The following is a 16,165-nucleotide window of genomic DNA, read 5'->3' as shown; positions in this document are numbered from 1 at the left end:
GACGCATGGCTCAGGCCGTGGCGTCCCGGTAGTCGCCGAGGCAGCGGAAGGCGCCCCCGGACGCCCGGAACAGGTACATCGCGTCCGTGTAGCGGTAGGTGGAAGAGTCGTAGCGCAGCCGTTTGGTGTTCCCCCGGTAGTCGGTCTCGCGCAACCGGCCCACGATCGCGCCCCGCTCCGCGCGCGACGCACCCAGCGCCGTCATGGCGCGGGCCACGAAGAGCGTCGCGTCGTAGGCCTCGGCGGAGTACCAGGGCGGGGCGGTGCCGAAGCGTGCGCGGTAGGCGGTGACGAACGACTTCGCGGCCGTCACCGTGGTCGGATCGAGGAAGGCGGTGGCGAACACCCAGCCCTCGGCGGCGTCGCCCGCCGAGGCCAGGAAGCGGGAGTCGAGGGCGCGCTGGGTGGCCAGCCGCGCACCGGAGTAGCCGGCGGAGCGCAGCGCGCGGGCCAGCCGCGCGGCCCGCGGGTACCCGCCGGCGAACACCACCGCGTCCGCTCCGGCATCCGTCACCGACTCCGCGAGGATACGGAAGCCGTCGGCCGAGTCGTCCTCGGCGGCGAGGGTGCGCCGAACCGTGGTGCGCTGCCCGGATCGCACGGCCTCGTCGACGCCCGCGCACAGACGCCAGCTGAAGTCGCCCTCAGCGGCGTCGTCGATCAGCACCGTGTTGTGGGCCCCGGCGGTGCGGACGAGGTACGCGACGACCGGCGCCGCCAGGGTCGTGTCGTCGGGGCGGGTGGCCGTGTACACCCGGTAGGTGGTGGGGGACACATCGTCGAGTCCGACCGACACGGAAACCATCGGGAGCAGTGCCTGCTGGTAGAGGCCGAGGGTGGCCTTCGCACAGGCATCGGTGGTCGGCCCGAGCACCGCGCGGACCCGCTCGTCGGCCGCCAGTCGCCGGGCGACCTGGCGCGCCCGGGTCGCGCTGCCTTCGTCGTCGTGCACCTGGAGTGTCAGGTCGAAGCCGCGGCCGGCGCGGGCGTTGAGGTGGTCGACGGCGAGGCGTACGCCGTTCTCGTGGGCGCGGCCCGTCGTACGGCCGCTGCCGCTCAGGTCGGCGTGCAGGGCGACCACCAGCCGCGGCAGCCGCGACTCGGCGCCGTCCGTTGCCGAGGCGCGGCCGGGGCGGTTCGCCGTCCACCAGGCCGCCGTTCCGCCGGCCGCCAGGACCCCGGCGGCCGAGCCCAGTACCAGGAAGCGGCGGCGCGTGGCGCCTCCCGGGCCGACGGCCGTCTCGTCGCCGGGCGGTGCGTCGGCCGCCGTCGCCCCGGACACCTCGGTCGCCTCGACGGCGGGCAGGGCGAGCACGGCGGCCGAACGGCGCGCGATCAGCTGGATCAGGGACTCCGGCAACCAGCCCCCGCCCTCGCCCGCACCGTCCAGGGCCCGCCGTACCTCGGCCACGGCCGGCCGGGAGCCGGGCTCCTTCACCAGGCACCCCCGCAGCAGCGGCAGCAACGGCTCCGGTACGCCGTCCAGGTCCGGCTCGTCGTGGACCGTGCGCATCAACATCTCGGCCGCGGAGCCCCGCCCGAAAGGGCGCTCGCCCGTCACGGCGTACGCCAGCAGACAGCCGAGTGAGAAGATGTCACTGGCCGGCCCGATCTCCCGGCCCCTGCCTTGGGCCTGTTCGGGGGAGAGGAATCCGGGGGAGCCGACCACCATCCCGCTGGCGGTGAGCGCGGTGTCCTCCGGCATCCGGGCGATACCGAAGTCGATCATCCGGGGTCCGTCGACCGCGAGCAGCACATTGCCGGGCTTGACGTCCCGGTGCACAAGACCCGCCCCGTGCACCGAGTCCAGCGCGTCGGCCAGCCGCGCCCCCAGGACGCGGACGGTCCCGCACGGCAGCGGGCCGCACTCCTCCACCGCCTCCGCCAGTGAGGGTCCCGGCACGAACGCCGCGGCGAGCCACGGAGACTCAGCGTCCGGGTCCGCGTCGAGCAGGGGCACCACCCAGGGGTTGGTGACCCTGCCCGCCGTCTCCACCTCCCGGCGGAAACGGGCCCGGAATCCCGCGTCGTCCGCGTGCGCCGCGCGGATCACCTTCACCGCGGCGAGCGCGCCTGTGGGGGAGCGGGCCAGGTACACCACGCCCATGCCGCCCGCGCCCAGCCGACGCAGCAACCGGTAGTCCGCGATCCTGGCCGGGTCGGCGCCGCGCAACGGCTCCATCAGGCTCCCATCAGGTGGACACCTGGTAGGGCGCCACGCCCTGGTACGCGAACCGGCCGCCGTCGACCTTCCACAGGTACACCCCGCTGCCGTCGATGACCAGGGTCCCGGTCGTCTTGTCGAACGCGAAGTTCCTGGTGATCCCCTTGTACGTGGCCGAGCGCAGCGCCGTCGTCAGGTTCTGCCGGGTGCGGCGCCCGGCGGTCAGCGAGCCCAGACTCTTCACGGCGAGCTGCGCCACGTCGTACGTCTCGACGGCGTACCGCTCCGGCTCCGCGTCGAAACGCTTGCGGTAAGCGGCCGTGAACGCCTTCGCCCCGGGCGCCACGGTGGCGTCCATGACCGGGGCGACGATCACCCAGCCGTCGGCCGCGTCCCCCGCGGCGGACAGGAACCGGGCGTCAAGCACCCCCTGCGCGGCGGCCCTGGCCCCCGGGAAGTCACGGTTGCTCAGTTCCCGGGCCAGCAGCGCGGCGCGGTCGTGATAGCCGGCGAAGACCACCGAGTCGGCGCCCCCGTCCAGCAGGGCGTCCAGGGTCGGCCCGAAGTCGGTGCGCAACGCGCTGACCACCTTCGGCACGGCCGGCTGCCGTTCGTCCCGAAGGATCTTGGCGAGGGTGCTGCTGATCGCCCAGGCATAGGCGTCCGCCGCCCGGTCGTCGACGATCCCGACGGTGCGCGACTTCGCGGTGCCCCGCAGGTACGCGTCGAGGTAGAGCGCCAGGATCGGGTCCGTCACCCGGGCGTGCAGGAAGGACCGGCTGCCCCTCGCCGCCAGCACTGTAGCGCCGGGCGACACCGCGATCAGGGGCAGTGTGGCGGCGTCGTACGTCGCCAGCGAGGCCAGGGCGGTGGCGTCCGTGGTGGGACCGATCACGGCCAGCACGGAACGGTCGGCGACGAGCTTCTCGGCCGCCTCGGGCGCCCGAGCCGGATCGCCGCCGTCGTCCACCGTCTTCACGGCGAGGGTGAAGGGCCTGTTCGCACGGGAGTTGAACTCGTCGACCGCGAGACGCAGCCCTCGTTCCTGAGCCCGGCCGACCGCTTTCTGATCGCCGGTCAGGTCAGCGTGCAGACCGAGGGTGTGCACGGGACCGGACGCCTTCGGAGTGGGGCCGTCGTTCGCGCCGTCACGGGAGAGCGCGCTCCACGCGGCCAGTCCGCCCCCGGCCGTGACAGCCGCCGCGCCCCCGGTCAGGAGCAGGAAACGGCGCCTGCCGACGGCACGGGCCGGAGGCTGAGTGGCTGTGGTGTCCGTCGGCGCGGTGCCGGCGGACGCGGGGTCGGCCTCGGTGTCGTCGGCGGCGGGCAGCGCGAGCCCGGCCGCCGACCGCTCCGCGATCAGCCGGACCAACGGCTCGGGGAGCCAGGCCTCGTCGCCGGGGGCCCGCTCCTGTTCGCCGGGAGCCTCATCCTCGGGCGCGTGAGGACGTACCGCCCGCAGGGCCTCCCGCGGGTCGGGGAGCGAGGCGGGCGACGAGGGCGTGGCGTTCGTGAGGGCCTCGGACAGCGCCTCGGCCGTGGGCCGCAGCTCCGGGTCCTTGTCCAGACAGCCGCCCACCACCTCGGCGAGCTCCGCCGGAACACCCTCCACGTCCGGCGCGTCGTGCACGGTGCGGTACAGCAGCGCGTCGAGCGACCCGGTACCGAACGGAGGGCGGCCGGTCGCCGCGAAGGCCAGCACGCAGCCCAACGAGAAGACGTCTCCGGCCGGTCCCGGATCCCGCTCGCCCCGCGCCTGTTCCGGTGGCAGGAACCCCGGCGTGCCGACTACGACACCGGTCGAGGTGAGCGCGGTGTCCTCGGGATCACGGGCCACACCGAAGTCGATCAGCCGTGGTCCGTCGAGTGCCAGGAGCACATTGCCGGGCTTGACGTCCCGATGCACGAGACCTGCCGCGTGGAGCTCCCGCAGCGCCTCGGCGAGCCGCGCCCCCAGCACCCGCAGGCTCCGCACCGGCAGCGGCCCGTGCGCGGCGACGGCCTCGCCGAGCGAGGGGCCGGGGATGAACGCGGTCGCCAGCCAGGGCTGCGCCGCCTCGGGGTCCGCGTCCACGAGGGACGCCACCCACGGGCTGGTCATCCGGCGGGCCGTGTCCGCCTCGCGCCGGAACCGCTCCCGGAAATCGGTGTCCTCGGCGTACTCGGCCTGGATCACCTTCAGAGCGACCAGGGTTCCGCCGGCCGAGCGGGCCAGGTACACCACACCCATGCCACCCGCGCCGAGCCGTCCGAGCAGCCGGTGGCCCGCCAGCTTGGCCGGGTCGGAAGTACGCAGCGGCTCCATCACTTCCCCTTCAGCCGCTGCTCTGTGCGCGTCAGCATCTGAGCCAGGGCCTTGCTGCCCAGTTGTTCGAGTTCCTGCGCGGTGTTCCCCTTCGCGCCCGTCACGGAGACGGCCACGACGACCGTGCCCAGCCGGGCGACCATCCACCGGTACGGCTGTGCGGCACCGCCGTTCCCGACGTACTCGCCGGCCTCGAGGACGGAGTCGTCGGCGTACTCCTGCTCGCGGGCGCCGAAGGGGGTGCCGAGCGACATCAGACCCGTGATCCGCTCGTCGGACCGGGGTCGCTGTTCCGGGCAGCGCAGCACCTCTTCGAGGGTGGTGCTCAGCTGTTCGTCGGCGCCGAGGACGGAGGCGTGCACGGTGGCCACGGCCGTCACCTTGACCGCGCCCTTGCCGCCGCCGACAGGCAGCCTGCTGTAGCGGGACGCGCTCGCCAGCACCCCGTGCGGGAGCTTCTCACGCTGCCAGCGACAGCTCTCGTTCAGCACGGCCCAGGTCCCCGGGGTGCTCTCGCCCGGATCCTGGGCGACGAAGCCCCGGCCCCAGCCGCGCGGGGCGAGCACGACGGACTCGGCCATGCGGCGCCCGTCCTTCGAGGTCAGGGGGACGATGGAGGCATCGGGCGTGACGACGGAAGTGCCGGCGGACGAGCCGCCCGACGGGGTTGCCTCGGCGCTCGGCGACGTCCTGGCCGGGGGCGAACCGCTCTGCCGGGAAGCCTCGTCGTCCGTCTGGGCCGAACACCCGGCCAGCAGACTCCCCGCCACCAGCAAGGTCACCCAACTTCCCCGCATTCCATGGGCGTTGTCTGTCACTCAGTCCCCTCAACACCGTTCGCGCCATCCGACTCGTCGAACGTAGACGGCTGGGAGGGAAGGGACCTCAGTAGAACCACGTATCCGGCTACGTATTCCGCAGGTGTGCCGCCCGGGGCAGGCTCGGGCGACGCCCAGCCCAACGCGGGTCACCAGGCCGGGTGGAGGTGGTCGGGGTTTGGTGTCCGGTGTATTTGACCAGCCGCCGGCCTTCTTACGGCCGACCGGGCCCAGCAGCCCGCAGACGAACTGGGAAGCGGCGGCGGGCAATGCGTGGTCGGGGCGCGGTGGGACCGCACGTACACGCGCTGCCGTGAGGCTTCGGCGGCTTGGACGACCCGGTCCGGGCGCTGAACCCACGTACTCGATTACGTAGTTCCCCTGAAGCCTCCAGGAGACGCCGCGGAGGAGACTCACGCGACGGACGACGACGGGGGCTTCGATGACGGGCGGGTTTTCGGACGACTGGTGGGTGCTGCTGCTCTTCCCGGTGGTGCTGTGGGTGCCGTTCGGGCCCTTCATCATGGGCACCCTGGGGGTGTGGTGCGCCCGTAGACCCGGTTGGCGGCCACGGTTGTGGTCGGTGCTGGTGCCGCTGGAGCCGGTGGGGTTTCCGGTCACCCACACGATGCTGCCCCTGGACGCCTTGGACGATCCGATCCAGAGGGACGACTTTCTGGGCGTGCTCTACGTTTTGGTCCTGGGCACAACGGCGCTGCCGTGGCTGCTCGGCTACGGCATCACGCGCGTGACGCGCACCCTGCGCGCCCGCCGGGGTCGGGTCTGATGGCGACGCAGGACGGGGAGTCCGGCACCACGATCGACCGAACCTCTCTGGCGTTTCGCGGCATCTCCGCCCATTTCGCCCTGTCGCTGGCCATCGCTGGGCTGTACGTGGCGTGGCTGTTCGGCGCGACGGTCCTCGCCGGTGCCGGGTGGGTCGGCACCCCGGGCCGACTCGCGGTCGAGCGGTGCGTGGACCACGAGTCGACCTCGTCCGACGGTGACGTCGTCCGGACGTACTGGTGCTCCGGCACCTTCCAACCGGACGACGGCGGACCGGAGATCGAGCACGTCACGCTCAAGGGCGGCCGCGGCGACGCGTACGTGCCGCCGCGGCCGGGAAGCTGGTGCTACGGCAACTCGCCGGACCGTCCCTGGTGGTGCAAGGGTGACCAGCCGACTTCAGTTGCGGTGCGCTATCTCGGCGGCGAGGCGTGGATGTTCGGCAACGGCCTGCTCGTGCCGGGTCCCGTGTCGCTCCTCGGCCTGTGCGGCTTCGGGCTGGGGCTGCTGCTGACCCTCCAGCAGATGGTGTGGCCGGACCCCGAACGGCGCCCGCGGTGGCTGCGGCGCCGCATCTACGACATCTGCGTGGTCGGAACGCTCAGTTGGGTGGTACTACTGGCCGCGCTGGCGTTCGACGTCAACGGCTGACAACGGGTCGCGCCCAGCCGTGCCCGAGCACCCATACGACGACGACCTACTGTACGCGGTGGTCACGTGTGGAAGGACGTTCCCGAACTCGCCCGTGCACACACGTAGTCGCGCGGACCCGTGGTCGGTACGGCTGGGCGCAGAGTCCGCGGTTGCCGTTCCGAGACGGCTTTGGAGAGTCGACCCCCATCTCCGTGCCGGCTCAGCCTTCATGTACTCCGCCCCCCGCGCCGTGTTCATGCTGAGCGAAGCCTTCGCCCGGGCGGTCCGCGCGTCCGCCTAAGCTGCCGTCCGGCACCGGCCTCGACCCAGGAGCGCGCATCATGTACGACCCCGCCCAGAAGCCCCCGTACCCCGACGCCCTGCGATCGGACGAGGCACCCGCACCGCACGCACTGCTCGCGCCGGTGATCGGGCTGCTGGGTACCTGGGCCGGCCGGGGCCGGGGCGGATATCCGACGCTCGACGAGGAGTTCACGTACGCGCAGGAGGTCACGTTCAGCCACGACGGGCGGCCCTTTCTCCACTACGAGGCGCGCGCCTGGCTGCTCGGCGCGGACGGTACCCCGCTGCGGCCGTCGGCCCGGGAGAGCGGCTGGTGGCGGCTCCAACCCGATGGACGTGTGGAGGCATTGATCACCCAGCCCACCGGCATCGCGGAGATCCTGGTCGGCAGCGCCGACGCCGGCACGGTCGACCTCACCACCCACGAGGTGGCTCTCACTCCCACGGCCAAGGAGGTGAACGCCACCCGCCGCCGCTACACCGTGACGGACGAAGACACGCTCGCCTTCGTCCATGACCTCGCGGCGGTCGGTCAACCCCTGCAGCACCACCTTTCGGCACGGCTTCGACGGAACCCCTGACCAGGCGTCAGGCGTGTGGTGCTCGCGGTTCGATCCGGAAGTCGCAGGCGAGCGTGCCGGGGTCGAGGGCGGTCACGCCGCCGTCGACGGTGAGGACGGCTCCGTTGACGAAGGAGGAGGCGGGGGAGAGCAGCCAGGCGACGGCCTCGGCGACCTCGCGCGGCTCACCGGGACGCCCGGCCGCGGGTGGATGGCCAAGATGGAGCGAGGCGGCGGCGGGGGGCCGGTCTCGTCCCACGTACGGCTTCCTCTACCCGGTCCTGGGCTCACCGAGGTCGGTTGTTGGCGTAGGTGGCTTACCTGCGACGAGTGGTCACGGTGTATCGGCCGTGACGCTCCGGGCGCCCACCAGCGCTCCCGACGGGTCGAGAAACCCTACCTGACCTGCTGTTTTCCTAGATCGCGCCCGCTCCGACGTGATTCCGATGACGCATCACGTGGAGCTTCCGCGCTCGGGTACCTTGGCGGTTGTCCTGACGGAGGTTGGCGGACACGAACACGAGCAACACGGACCGTCGGGTCCGTTTGACCTTCCTCGGGCGCCGCTTTGGTGAGTCTGTAGATGCGAAGTCCGGCCGCGCCAAACGATCCGCGGAGCGTGGCTGAGGGACTGTCTCGGGTCTGTCGTCCGCAATCAGTGAGATCGGCGGCGAAGCCTGCCGGCAAGTCCTTCGTCTGCTGGTCGTACAGGCCTATCACGTCGTTGACCTGCTGGAACAGCGGATGTCGAGATCGGGCGGGTCGCCGGCCCGCATATGGTCCGGATCTTGGTTCCAGATGACGCCTCCGCCAGGGGTGACCAGGCCCGACCGCGGGCGTGATCGTGGTCGGCCGGGTGGGACGCCCATTGCGGCGTCCACTCCTCGTGCCTCTCGCGGCCGGTCAGGCCAAGGCGTCCGTTGCTGTCAGCAGTACGTTCAGGACCACATCGGCTCAATTCAGATCCAGCACGCGCCGGAAATGTGGCGCGGGCGCGGCCACGCGCTCGTGTACCGACGGGCCGCTGGGGCCGCCTGAATCCAGGCTACAAGTGGCGGGGTGCGATGCGCGGGCGTGGAATGGAGGGGGCGGGGGCGGAAAAGTGGAGGCGCCGTGGGTGTGACACCGCTGACCGAGATTCTCTCTGGGCCTTTCAACGAGCGCTACGCCGTACCGGCCATCAACGTGTTCAACGACCTCACGCTGGAGGCCGTGCTGGCGGCCGCGGTGGAGAACGCGTCGCCGCTGATCGTGCAGACCTCGGTGAAGACGGTGAAGTCCATCGGCAGCGACGTGCTTTACGCCATGTGGACCTCGATGACCGCCGGCATCGAGGTACCTGTCGCCCTGCACCTGGATCATTGCCCGGAACGCGAGGTCATCACCGAGTGCCTGCGTCGGGGATGGAACTCGGTGCTCTTCGACGCCTCCAAGCTGCCGGTCGAGGAGAACATGCGGCAGACCGTCGAGGTCGTCGCGGAAGCTCGCGCGTACGGGGCCGCGGTCGAGGGCGAGATCGAATCGATCACTGGTGTGGAGGACGGCATCGGCAGCGACATCGCCGCCGAGCAACAGGACCTCGCAGTCGCGCTGGAGTTCCTGCGGACCACGCAAGTCGACGTCTTCGCACCGGCGATCGGGAACGCCCACGGGTCGTACAAGCAGGCGCCGGTGCTCGATGCCCAGCGCGTGTCCGACATCGTGGCTGCCCATCCGGTTCCGATCGCGCTGCACGGCGGTAGTGGACTGTCCGACGAGCAGTTCCGCGACCTGATCTCCCGGGGGTGCGCGAAGGTCAACATCTCGACCGCCCTCAAGGAGACGTTCATGAAGTCGAATCTGGCGTTCCTCAAAACGGCGGAGGAGCGGCAGAAGTGGGATCCGCCGTCGCTCTTCCGGGCCGTTCGCCAGGATGTCATCGAGTTGTCCGGTTCCCTGATGAGGCTTTTCGGCAGCGCCGGGCGGGCGGCCTGAGAACATGCCCGCGCTCATCTTCGACTGCGACGGCGTCCTCGCCGATACCGAACGCGACGGACACCTGCCCGCATTCAATGAGACGTTCGAGGAATTCGGTCTGCCCGTGCGGTGGAGCGACGAGGAGTACGCGGAGAAGGTGAAGGTCGGCGGCGGCAAGGAGCGGATGCGGACGCTGCTGACCCCCGACTTCGTCGCTGCCGCCGGTCTGCCTGCCGACCCGGCCGCACTTGAGGAGCAGGTTGCCGGCTGGCACCGGCGCAAGACCGAGATCTACACCGGGATCATCCGCAGCGGACGCATTCCGCCCAGGCCCGGCGTGCGGCGCGTCGCGGCCGAGGCGCACGAGGCCGGATGGACGCTCGCGGTCGCCTCCACCTCCGCCGAGGCGTCCGTCCGCAGCGTGCTCGAACTCGCCATGGGTCCCGAACTGGCCGCTCACTTCAGCGTGTTCGCCGGGGACGTGGTCCAGCGGAAGAAGCCCGCCCCGGACATCTACGCTTTCGCCGTACACCGGCTGGGCCTCGATCCGGCGGGCGTCGTCGCGATCGAGGACAGCAGCAACGGAATGCTGTCCGCGCTCGGCGCCGGGCTGGCCTGCGCCGTCACGACCAGCGCCTACACCGCGCAGGAGGACTTCACCGGGGCCTCTCTGGTGGTCACCTCGCTCGGCGATCCGCCGCCGGAGGAGATCGTCACCCGGGTGCTGAGCGATCCGCTCGGCGCCCACCCGGGGCCATGGGTGGAGCTCGCGGACCTGGCCGTCCTGCTCACCGCCGGCGGCGACGCAGGCACCACCGCATCGGGGCCGCCCGCAGCAGGGTCGCCCAGCTCCGCGCCGCCCGGTCCGGATCCTCGTTCGCACTGACGTCGCGGCAGTCAGGAGAGTCATGTCATCGCCATCGACACCCGTCAGCGACCTCGCCTTCGTCGTCCGGACCATTGCCCGGGCGGCGGTCGACAACGAAAAGGCATTTGGTGACCTCGACGCCGTCGCGGGTGACGGGGACTTCGGGTTCTCGCTCGCTCGAGGCTTCGAGATCGTGCTCGCCGACTGGGACGCCCTCGCAGCAGACTCGCCGGCCGAATTCCTGAAGAAGGTCGCTCTGGTGATCTCCAAGCGAGTCGGCGGCACGTCGGGGCCGCTCTGGGGCACAGCCTTTCTGCGGGCGTCCGGGGCCGTGAAGGACCGACCGGAGCCGGACGCCGCGGATGCGGTGGCCATGCTGCGGGCCGCGGCCGAGGGGATCAAGGCGCGAGGCAAGTCCGACCTCGGCGACAAAACGCTGCTGGACGCGCTGATACCGATGACCGATGCCCTGGAGCAGCGGCTGGCCGATGGCGGACCGGGGGCCGGCGCGGCGGAACTCGCCGGGCTGGCCGCCGCGACGGCCCGTACTGCGGCCGACGCGACGACATCCATGCAGGCCCGACGCGGCCGTCAGAGCTACACCGGTGAGCGCAGTATCGGCTCGCCGGACCCGGGCGCGGTGGCGGTCGCGGTCATGGCGGAGCGCGTCGCCGCCGAGTGGGACGCACGCGACTGACGGCAGGCAGCGGGCCTGGCTCCCGGACCGCCTCCCGGCGGCTGGCACCACGAAGGAGTTGCGGGATGAAGAAGTTCGTCAACGACCCGAAGGACTACGTTGCGGAGATGCTGGAGGGGCTCGCCCTGGCCAACCCCGACACGCTGAAGTACGTCCCCGAGTACAACCTGATCATGCGCGCCGACGCCCCGCAGGAGAACAAGGTCTCCATCGTGCAGGGCTCCGGGTCCGGTCACGAGCCGGCGCATGTGATGACCGTCGGCAAGGGGATGCTCGACGCGGCCTGTCCCGGCGACGTGTTCTCCGCGCCGCCGGCCGACTCTGTCTACGAGACGGTCAAGCTGGTCGCCTCCCCGAAGGGCGTTCTGCTGCTGGTCAACAACTACACCGGGGACCGGATGGCCTTCGAGATGGCCGAGGAGCTGTCCCAGGCCGAAGGGGTGACTGTACGTACTCTTTTCATCGACGACGATGTGGCCGTACAGGACTCGACATACACCGTCGGCCGGCGCGGGGTGGCCGGCAACTTCTTCGTGATGAAGGCCGTCGGCGCGGCCGCCGAGCGGGGAGCGGACCTCGACGAGGTGCACCGGATCGGAGAGAAGGTCAACTCAGTCACCCGAACCATGGGCATGGCGCTTACCGCTTGCACGCCGCCCGCGAAGGGCTCGCCGTTGTTCGACCTGCCCGAAGACGCGGTGGAGATGGGCGTGGGCATCCACGGCGAGCCGGGCAGGAAGCGGGAGAAGCTCCAGTCGGCGGACGCGATGGTGCGCGAGCTCGTCAGCGCGGTTGTGGACGACCTGCCGTACTCCTCCGGTGACCGCGTCGCACTGATGGTCAACGGCCTCGGCGGCACACCGATCGGAGAGCTGTACTTGGTGTACGGACGGGCCCACAAGCAGCTGACCGAGCGAGGCATCGAGATCGGGCGCAGCTACGTGGGTGAGTACTGCACCTCGCTCGACATGGCCGGCGCCTCCGTCACACTGGTCCGACTGGACGACGAGATCTCCGATCTGCTCGCCGACCCCGCCGAGATCCCGATCCGCGTGTTCTGACGGGTCGACGACACTCCTCGCCCGGAGAATCAGGCGCCGCGATGACCCCGATCCGGCAGTTTCTCCGTGCAGCCGGCCGTGCCGGAGTACTGCCGGCTGCACAGGACATCGGCCGTCTGCGCCTATGCGTCGATCCCAACTGCGGTTGTCACGGCTGCAACGACGAGCGATATCGCTTCAAGGACGCGTTCATCACGAGCGACAATCCCGTGCTCGGGGAAAGCGTGTCCATCGGCCCCATCGGCGAACTGATCCTCTGGGCTCAGTCCAAGTCCTTTGAACATCCCGACGAGAAGGACCAGCTCTATTGCGGCGTCAACCTGTCATATGGCACCGCGTGGACCGTCGGGGGAGAATGTTGACTCAGGGGCTGCAGCAACGACATCGCCGGGGCTGCAGGTCTGTACGAAGGACTGGTCCAAAACCCGGGACGGCTGTCACGACTGGGCGGCACAGGGCTTCGGACGAATGTGCCGCGCCGATTTGGCGATGGCCGTCTGCGCCGCGCGCATCCGGCGCCCCGTGGGGTGCATACCTGACCCCATGGGGTGGAAACCGCCGAGACGAACGGGGGCGTGCTGTGGTGCGAGGAGAGCATCCAGGGTCCTTTCGGCGTCGCACTGTCGCCGGATGCTGCGCCCTGCTCCTCGGAGCCCTGGCTTCGAGCACGGCAGCCCAGGCGACGTCGCCGCCCAACGACAGCGGTTCCGACCGGCTCGACCCGCGGATTACGGAGATCATGCGGAAGCCGGACTACCCCAACGCCCAGTGGGGCCTGCTCCAGCGCGACCCGGACAGCGGGCGGGTGGTCCACAGCCGGTTTGCCGAGCAGTTCTTCATACCCGGGTCGACGGCCAAGCTGTTCAGCGTGTCCGGGACATGGACGACCCTCGGCGGCGACCACCGCTTCAGGACGCCGCTCTACGCGGTCGGCGAGCGGCGCGGGAGCACCCTGGAGGGCAATCTCGACCTGGTCGCCCAGGGCGACCTCACCATGGGCGGCAGAACCCGCCCCGACGGCACGGTCGCCTATACCGACCTCGACCACACGTACGCCAACAGCTTCCCCGGCGCCACGCTCACCCCGGAGAACCCACTCGCCGGGATCGACCTGATCGCGCAACAGGTACGGCGCTCCGGCATCACCCAGGTCGACGGGAATGTGATCGTCGACGAGCGGCTCTTCCTGCCCGAGCCCGTTTTCGACCCCACCCCGACCCCGCTGATCATCAACGACAATCTCATCGACCTGCTCACCACACCCGGCGACCGCCCCGGCGCGCCCGCGCAGCTGGACTGGCGGCCGAAAGTCGCCCCGTACCGCGTCACGTCGACAGTGAAGACCGTCGCAGCGGGGGAGCCGACCGACATCGAGGTGACAACCTCCGACAACGGCACCCGGATCCAGCTGTCCGGCACCATCGCAGCCGACGCCGACCCGGCGCTGAAGGTGTCCGACATCGCCGACCCGGCGGCCTTCGGACGCACCGCGCTGATCGAGGCGCTCGAACGAGCCGGGGTGGAGGTCACCGCCAACCCGACGGGACCCAACCCGGCCGACCGGCTCCCCAGCTCGTACGAGGGCCGGCCGCGCGTGGCCACATACACATCCCCGCCCTACGCCCAGTACGCCAAGCTCATCTTCAAAGTCAGCCACAACCTTGGCGCCAACCTCGGCCTGTGCCTGATGGCCGTCACGACAGGCAGCCAGGACTGCATGGACGGCTTCCCGGTCCTGGCCGGCTTCTTGGACCGCGCGGGCGTCGACCGCAAGCAGGTGCAGCTCGCGGACGGACGGGGCGGCAATCCCGTCGACCGGGCCACGCCGAAGGCCCTGGTGCAGATGCTGACGTACTGGCTGCGCACCCCCGAGGCGGAGCGTTTCCGGAATTCGCTTCCCATCCTCGGCGTCGACGGCCTGCTGGCCAACAACTGCCGCGACTGCCCCGCGCGCGGAAAGGTGTTCGCCAAGACCGGCGCCGCCGTCGGGCTGGACGCGCTCAACAACCGTCTGGGCGTCGGCGCCATCACGCTCGCCGGCTACCTGGACAAGGGCAACGGCCACTTCGACGTCTTCTACGCCGGCGTCAACGGCGCCTCCACCCCGACGACCGACGTCAACGGCGTACTGGACATTGCCAACGACCTCGCCATGATCTCCGCGTATCTGCAGGAGGAGGCGGCGCGGCGGGGAGACTGAAGAGGACGGAAACGCGGCCGATCGAGGGCATCCGCACGCCGTGCGGCTGTCGGGGAAACAGCCAACGGCCTCTCGCCCTCCCACCGTTGCAGTTGTTCCTGAGGAGCCACGATCGAGAGCGCTCCAGGCATAGGCCGCGTACCGGCGGCCCCTGCGGCCCTCATGTCCTTCGGCTTTGTGAGACGCCCCCCGGCTGGGGGCGGGAGCCCGGATCAGGCCTGCACCAGCAGGCGGGCAGCGGCCCACCGAGCTCAGAGCCCGGTGACTTTGGCGCTCGCCGACAGCTCGTAGACCAGGGTGACCGTGCGGCGACTGCCGGGCGGGAGGGTGACGTCCCAGCGGGCGATGCCCTCGGCGTCGACCACGTCGGGCGCCGGGGAGCATGCATCCTTGTGCAGGCGTATCTCCACCGCCGAGACCTCGGAGACCGGGATCCGCTCCCGAAGGACGACCACCCGCTCGCCGTGCTCCCCGGGGGCGGAGAACCGGGACAGGTGCAGCCGGACCGTGCGGGTGACCACGGTCCGCTGGGTGATTCCGGCGGAGTCGCGGGACTCCTCGGCATGCCGGACCACGCTGTAGTCGTCGCAGCTGCCGAAGGCCAGCTCGACGGGGGCGCCGGGGGCGGTGAAGTCCAGCGTGCCGCGGCCGCTGAATCCGCTGCCGCGGACCAGGTCCACGGGCCCGGCGAGCAGCGCGTGTCCGGACAGGTTGTCGAACCGCACCACCTGGGTGACCAGGGGGGACAGCTCCGGTGAGCAGGCGTACTCACTGCGCGCGGCCGTGGTGAATGTGGAGAGCTGCACTCGGTGGGCGCGGCCGTCACCGGGCACCGAGACCGGCGAGGGGGATCTCAACACCCGCGCCTCGCCGCCGTCGTCCACCCCCGGCAGGCCGAGCACCGGGGCCGGGCCGAGCGCCCCGATCTCCTCCTCGCGCAGTTCGACGTCGACCGTGCGGCGCTCCGCTGCGGAGCGGTCCTTGAGCGTCAGCCGGTCCTCGCCCAGCCGAGGCGGATCAGTGGCCAGCGCCGAGCGGGCCGTCGACAATGTCAGCCGTACGTCCGACCAGTCCTCACCGGTGCGCTGCCAGACCATCGCGTCGGTCTCCAGTGTCAGGGAGCACCCGTCGAGCGCGGCCCGGTAGGCGGGCCGCCACAGCGCACACGGGGTGAGGTGGCTCAGGCGCAGCCCGACCGGCCCGGCGACCGCGGCCTCCACGGTCAACTCGATATGGCCGACCAGCTCAGCGGGCTCCTGCTCGGAGAGATGCATGGCCCGCTGGGCTTCCCCGAGTTCGGCAGCGAGGGCGGCCAGCCGGGCCTCCACGGTGCGGAGTTGCTCGCCGTGCGCGTCGCGCTCGTCGTCCACCCGGTCCAGTTCGCGGGCCCAGCGGGGCCGTTCGGTCTCCCCGGAGCCGGCGCCTTCGCCGATCTCCCGCAGCAGATCGCCAGCGAGGCGGCCGAGCAGGTCAAGGCGGGCGTGCAGCCGGTCGCGTCGCTGACCCAGGGCGAGCCGCTCCTCTTCGAGGGCGTGTACGCGGTGGCGCAGGGCGGAGTCGTCGTCGGTGGACGGCAGCGGCCCGCGCGGCGTCCAGCTGCGGACGATCCGCACGTCGAGCACGGTCGCGGGGTGATCGGCGGTCAGCTCGGCATGGAGGGTCCGGTCGACGGCCAGCGCACTGACCGGCCCGAGACGCAGCCGCTGGACCCCGGCCTCCAGGTCGAGCACGACGGCGCGCTCGATGTGGGCGCGATCCTCAAGGCACGTGACGGCGGTGACGGGGAGGGCGATCGGCTTGGGGGCCGTGGACAT

Annotated in this window: 13 protein-coding genes and 1 pseudogene; 9 read left to right on the top strand and 5 right to left on the bottom strand. The window is 71.1% G+C overall.

Going from position 1 to position 16,165, the window contains the following annotated elements:
* Window positions 1-10 precede the first annotated feature (10 nt).
* Genes ACFWDI_RS17485 through ACFWDI_RS17475 form a run of 3 tightly spaced genes read right to left on the bottom strand, consistent with a single transcriptional unit; the run spans window position 11 to window position 5,251 of the window.
* Window positions 11-2,182, bottom strand: a complete 2,172-nt coding sequence (locus tag ACFWDI_RS17485) for a bifunctional serine/threonine-protein kinase/ABC transporter substrate-binding protein (RefSeq protein WP_385304877.1) — start codon at window positions 2,180-2,182, stop codon at window positions 11-13.
* Between the two features lie 10 nt (window positions 2,183-2,192).
* The gene (locus ACFWDI_RS17480; protein WP_385304875.1) at window positions 2,193-4,469 is read right to left on the bottom strand and encodes a bifunctional serine/threonine-protein kinase/ABC transporter substrate-binding protein; all 2,277 of its coding nucleotides are present in this window, start codon (window positions 4,467-4,469) and stop codon (window positions 2,193-2,195) included.
* The gene (locus tag ACFWDI_RS17475; protein WP_385304873.1) at window positions 4,469-5,251 is read right to left on the bottom strand and encodes a hypothetical protein; all 783 of its coding nucleotides are present in this window, start codon (window positions 5,249-5,251) and stop codon (window positions 4,469-4,471) included. The genes ACFWDI_RS17480 and ACFWDI_RS17475 overlap by 1 nt, the downstream gene beginning before the upstream one ends.
* Window positions 5,252-5,729: 478 nt before the next feature.
* Here ACFWDI_RS17475 and ACFWDI_RS17470 point away from each other — a divergent pair, with 478 nt between their 5' ends.
* The 3 genes from ACFWDI_RS17470 to ACFWDI_RS17460 all read left to right on the top strand — a co-directional run bounded on the left by ACFWDI_RS17470 (window position 5,730) and on the right by ACFWDI_RS17460 (window position 7,590).
* Window positions 5,730-6,074, top strand: coding sequence for a hypothetical protein (locus ACFWDI_RS17470; protein WP_385304871.1), 345 nt, complete (start codon window positions 5,730-5,732; stop codon window positions 6,072-6,074).
* Window positions 6,074-6,724 (top strand): hypothetical protein, encoded by a 651-nt coding sequence (locus ACFWDI_RS17465; RefSeq protein WP_385304869.1) that lies wholly within the window; start codon window positions 6,074-6,076, stop codon window positions 6,722-6,724. Before ACFWDI_RS17470 ends, ACFWDI_RS17465 begins: the two co-directional genes overlap by 1 nt.
* 323 nt (window positions 6,725-7,047) lie before the next feature.
* Window positions 7,048-7,590, top strand: a complete 543-nt coding sequence (locus ACFWDI_RS17460) for an FABP family protein (RefSeq protein WP_351445970.1) — start codon at window positions 7,048-7,050, stop codon at window positions 7,588-7,590.
* Window positions 7,591-7,597: 7 nt separating this feature from the next.
* Here ACFWDI_RS17460 and ACFWDI_RS17455 read toward each other — a convergent pair.
* Window positions 7,598-7,768, bottom strand: a pseudogene (locus ACFWDI_RS17455) (SDR family oxidoreductase); the annotation flags it as partial.
* Window positions 7,769-8,682: 914 nt separating this feature from the next.
* Between ACFWDI_RS17455 and ACFWDI_RS17450 the strand changes: the two are divergent.
* The 6 genes from ACFWDI_RS17450 to dacB all read left to right on the top strand — a co-directional run bounded on the left by ACFWDI_RS17450 (window position 8,683) and on the right by dacB (window position 14,351).
* The gene (locus tag ACFWDI_RS17450; RefSeq protein ID WP_385304868.1) at window positions 8,683-9,543 is read left to right on the top strand and encodes a ketose-bisphosphate aldolase; all 861 of its coding nucleotides are present in this window, start codon (window positions 8,683-8,685) and stop codon (window positions 9,541-9,543) included.
* Window positions 9,544-9,547: 4 nt separating this feature from the next.
* Entirely contained in the window at window positions 9,548-10,411 is an 864-nt protein-coding gene (locus tag ACFWDI_RS17445) for an HAD-IA family hydrolase (RefSeq protein WP_385304866.1), read from the top strand.
* 22 nt (window positions 10,412-10,433) lie between these two features.
* A complete protein-coding gene (gene dhaL, locus ACFWDI_RS17440; protein ID WP_385304865.1) occupies window positions 10,434-11,090 on the top strand; it encodes a dihydroxyacetone kinase subunit DhaL in 657 nt (218 codons plus the stop codon).
* A 65-nt stretch (window positions 11,091-11,155) separates the two neighbouring features.
* Entirely contained in the window at window positions 11,156-12,151 is a 996-nt protein-coding gene (gene dhaK / locus ACFWDI_RS17435) for a dihydroxyacetone kinase subunit DhaK (protein ID WP_385304864.1), read from the top strand.
* A 41-nt stretch (window positions 12,152-12,192) separates the two neighbouring features.
* Window positions 12,193-12,513 carry a hypothetical protein gene (locus tag ACFWDI_RS17430; RefSeq protein ID WP_385304862.1) on the top strand — a complete coding sequence of 107 codons (321 nt, stop codon included), beginning with the start codon at window positions 12,193-12,195 and terminating at the stop codon, window positions 12,511-12,513.
* 218 nt (window positions 12,514-12,731) lie between these two features.
* Window positions 12,732-14,351 carry a D-alanyl-D-alanine carboxypeptidase/D-alanyl-D-alanine-endopeptidase gene (dacB, locus tag ACFWDI_RS17425; RefSeq protein WP_385304860.1) on the top strand — a complete coding sequence of 540 codons (1,620 nt, stop codon included), beginning with the start codon at window positions 12,732-12,734 and terminating at the stop codon, window positions 14,349-14,351.
* A gap of 251 nt (window positions 14,352-14,602) precedes the next feature.
* On the opposite strand, the gene ACFWDI_RS17420 is transcribed toward dacB, so the two are convergent.
* Window positions 14,603-16,165: a DUF4139 domain-containing protein gene (locus tag ACFWDI_RS17420; RefSeq protein WP_385304859.1), complete on the bottom strand. Its 1,563-nt coding sequence runs from the start codon at window positions 16,163-16,165 to the stop codon at window positions 14,603-14,605.

The sequence above is a fragment of the Streptomyces sp. NPDC060064 genome (assembly GCF_042736455.1).
Lineage (GTDB): Bacteria > Actinomycetota > Actinomycetes > Streptomycetales > Streptomycetaceae > Streptomyces.
The sequence above is the reverse complement of the archived record's forward strand: the minus strand, read 5'-3'. Positions and strand labels throughout refer to the sequence as shown.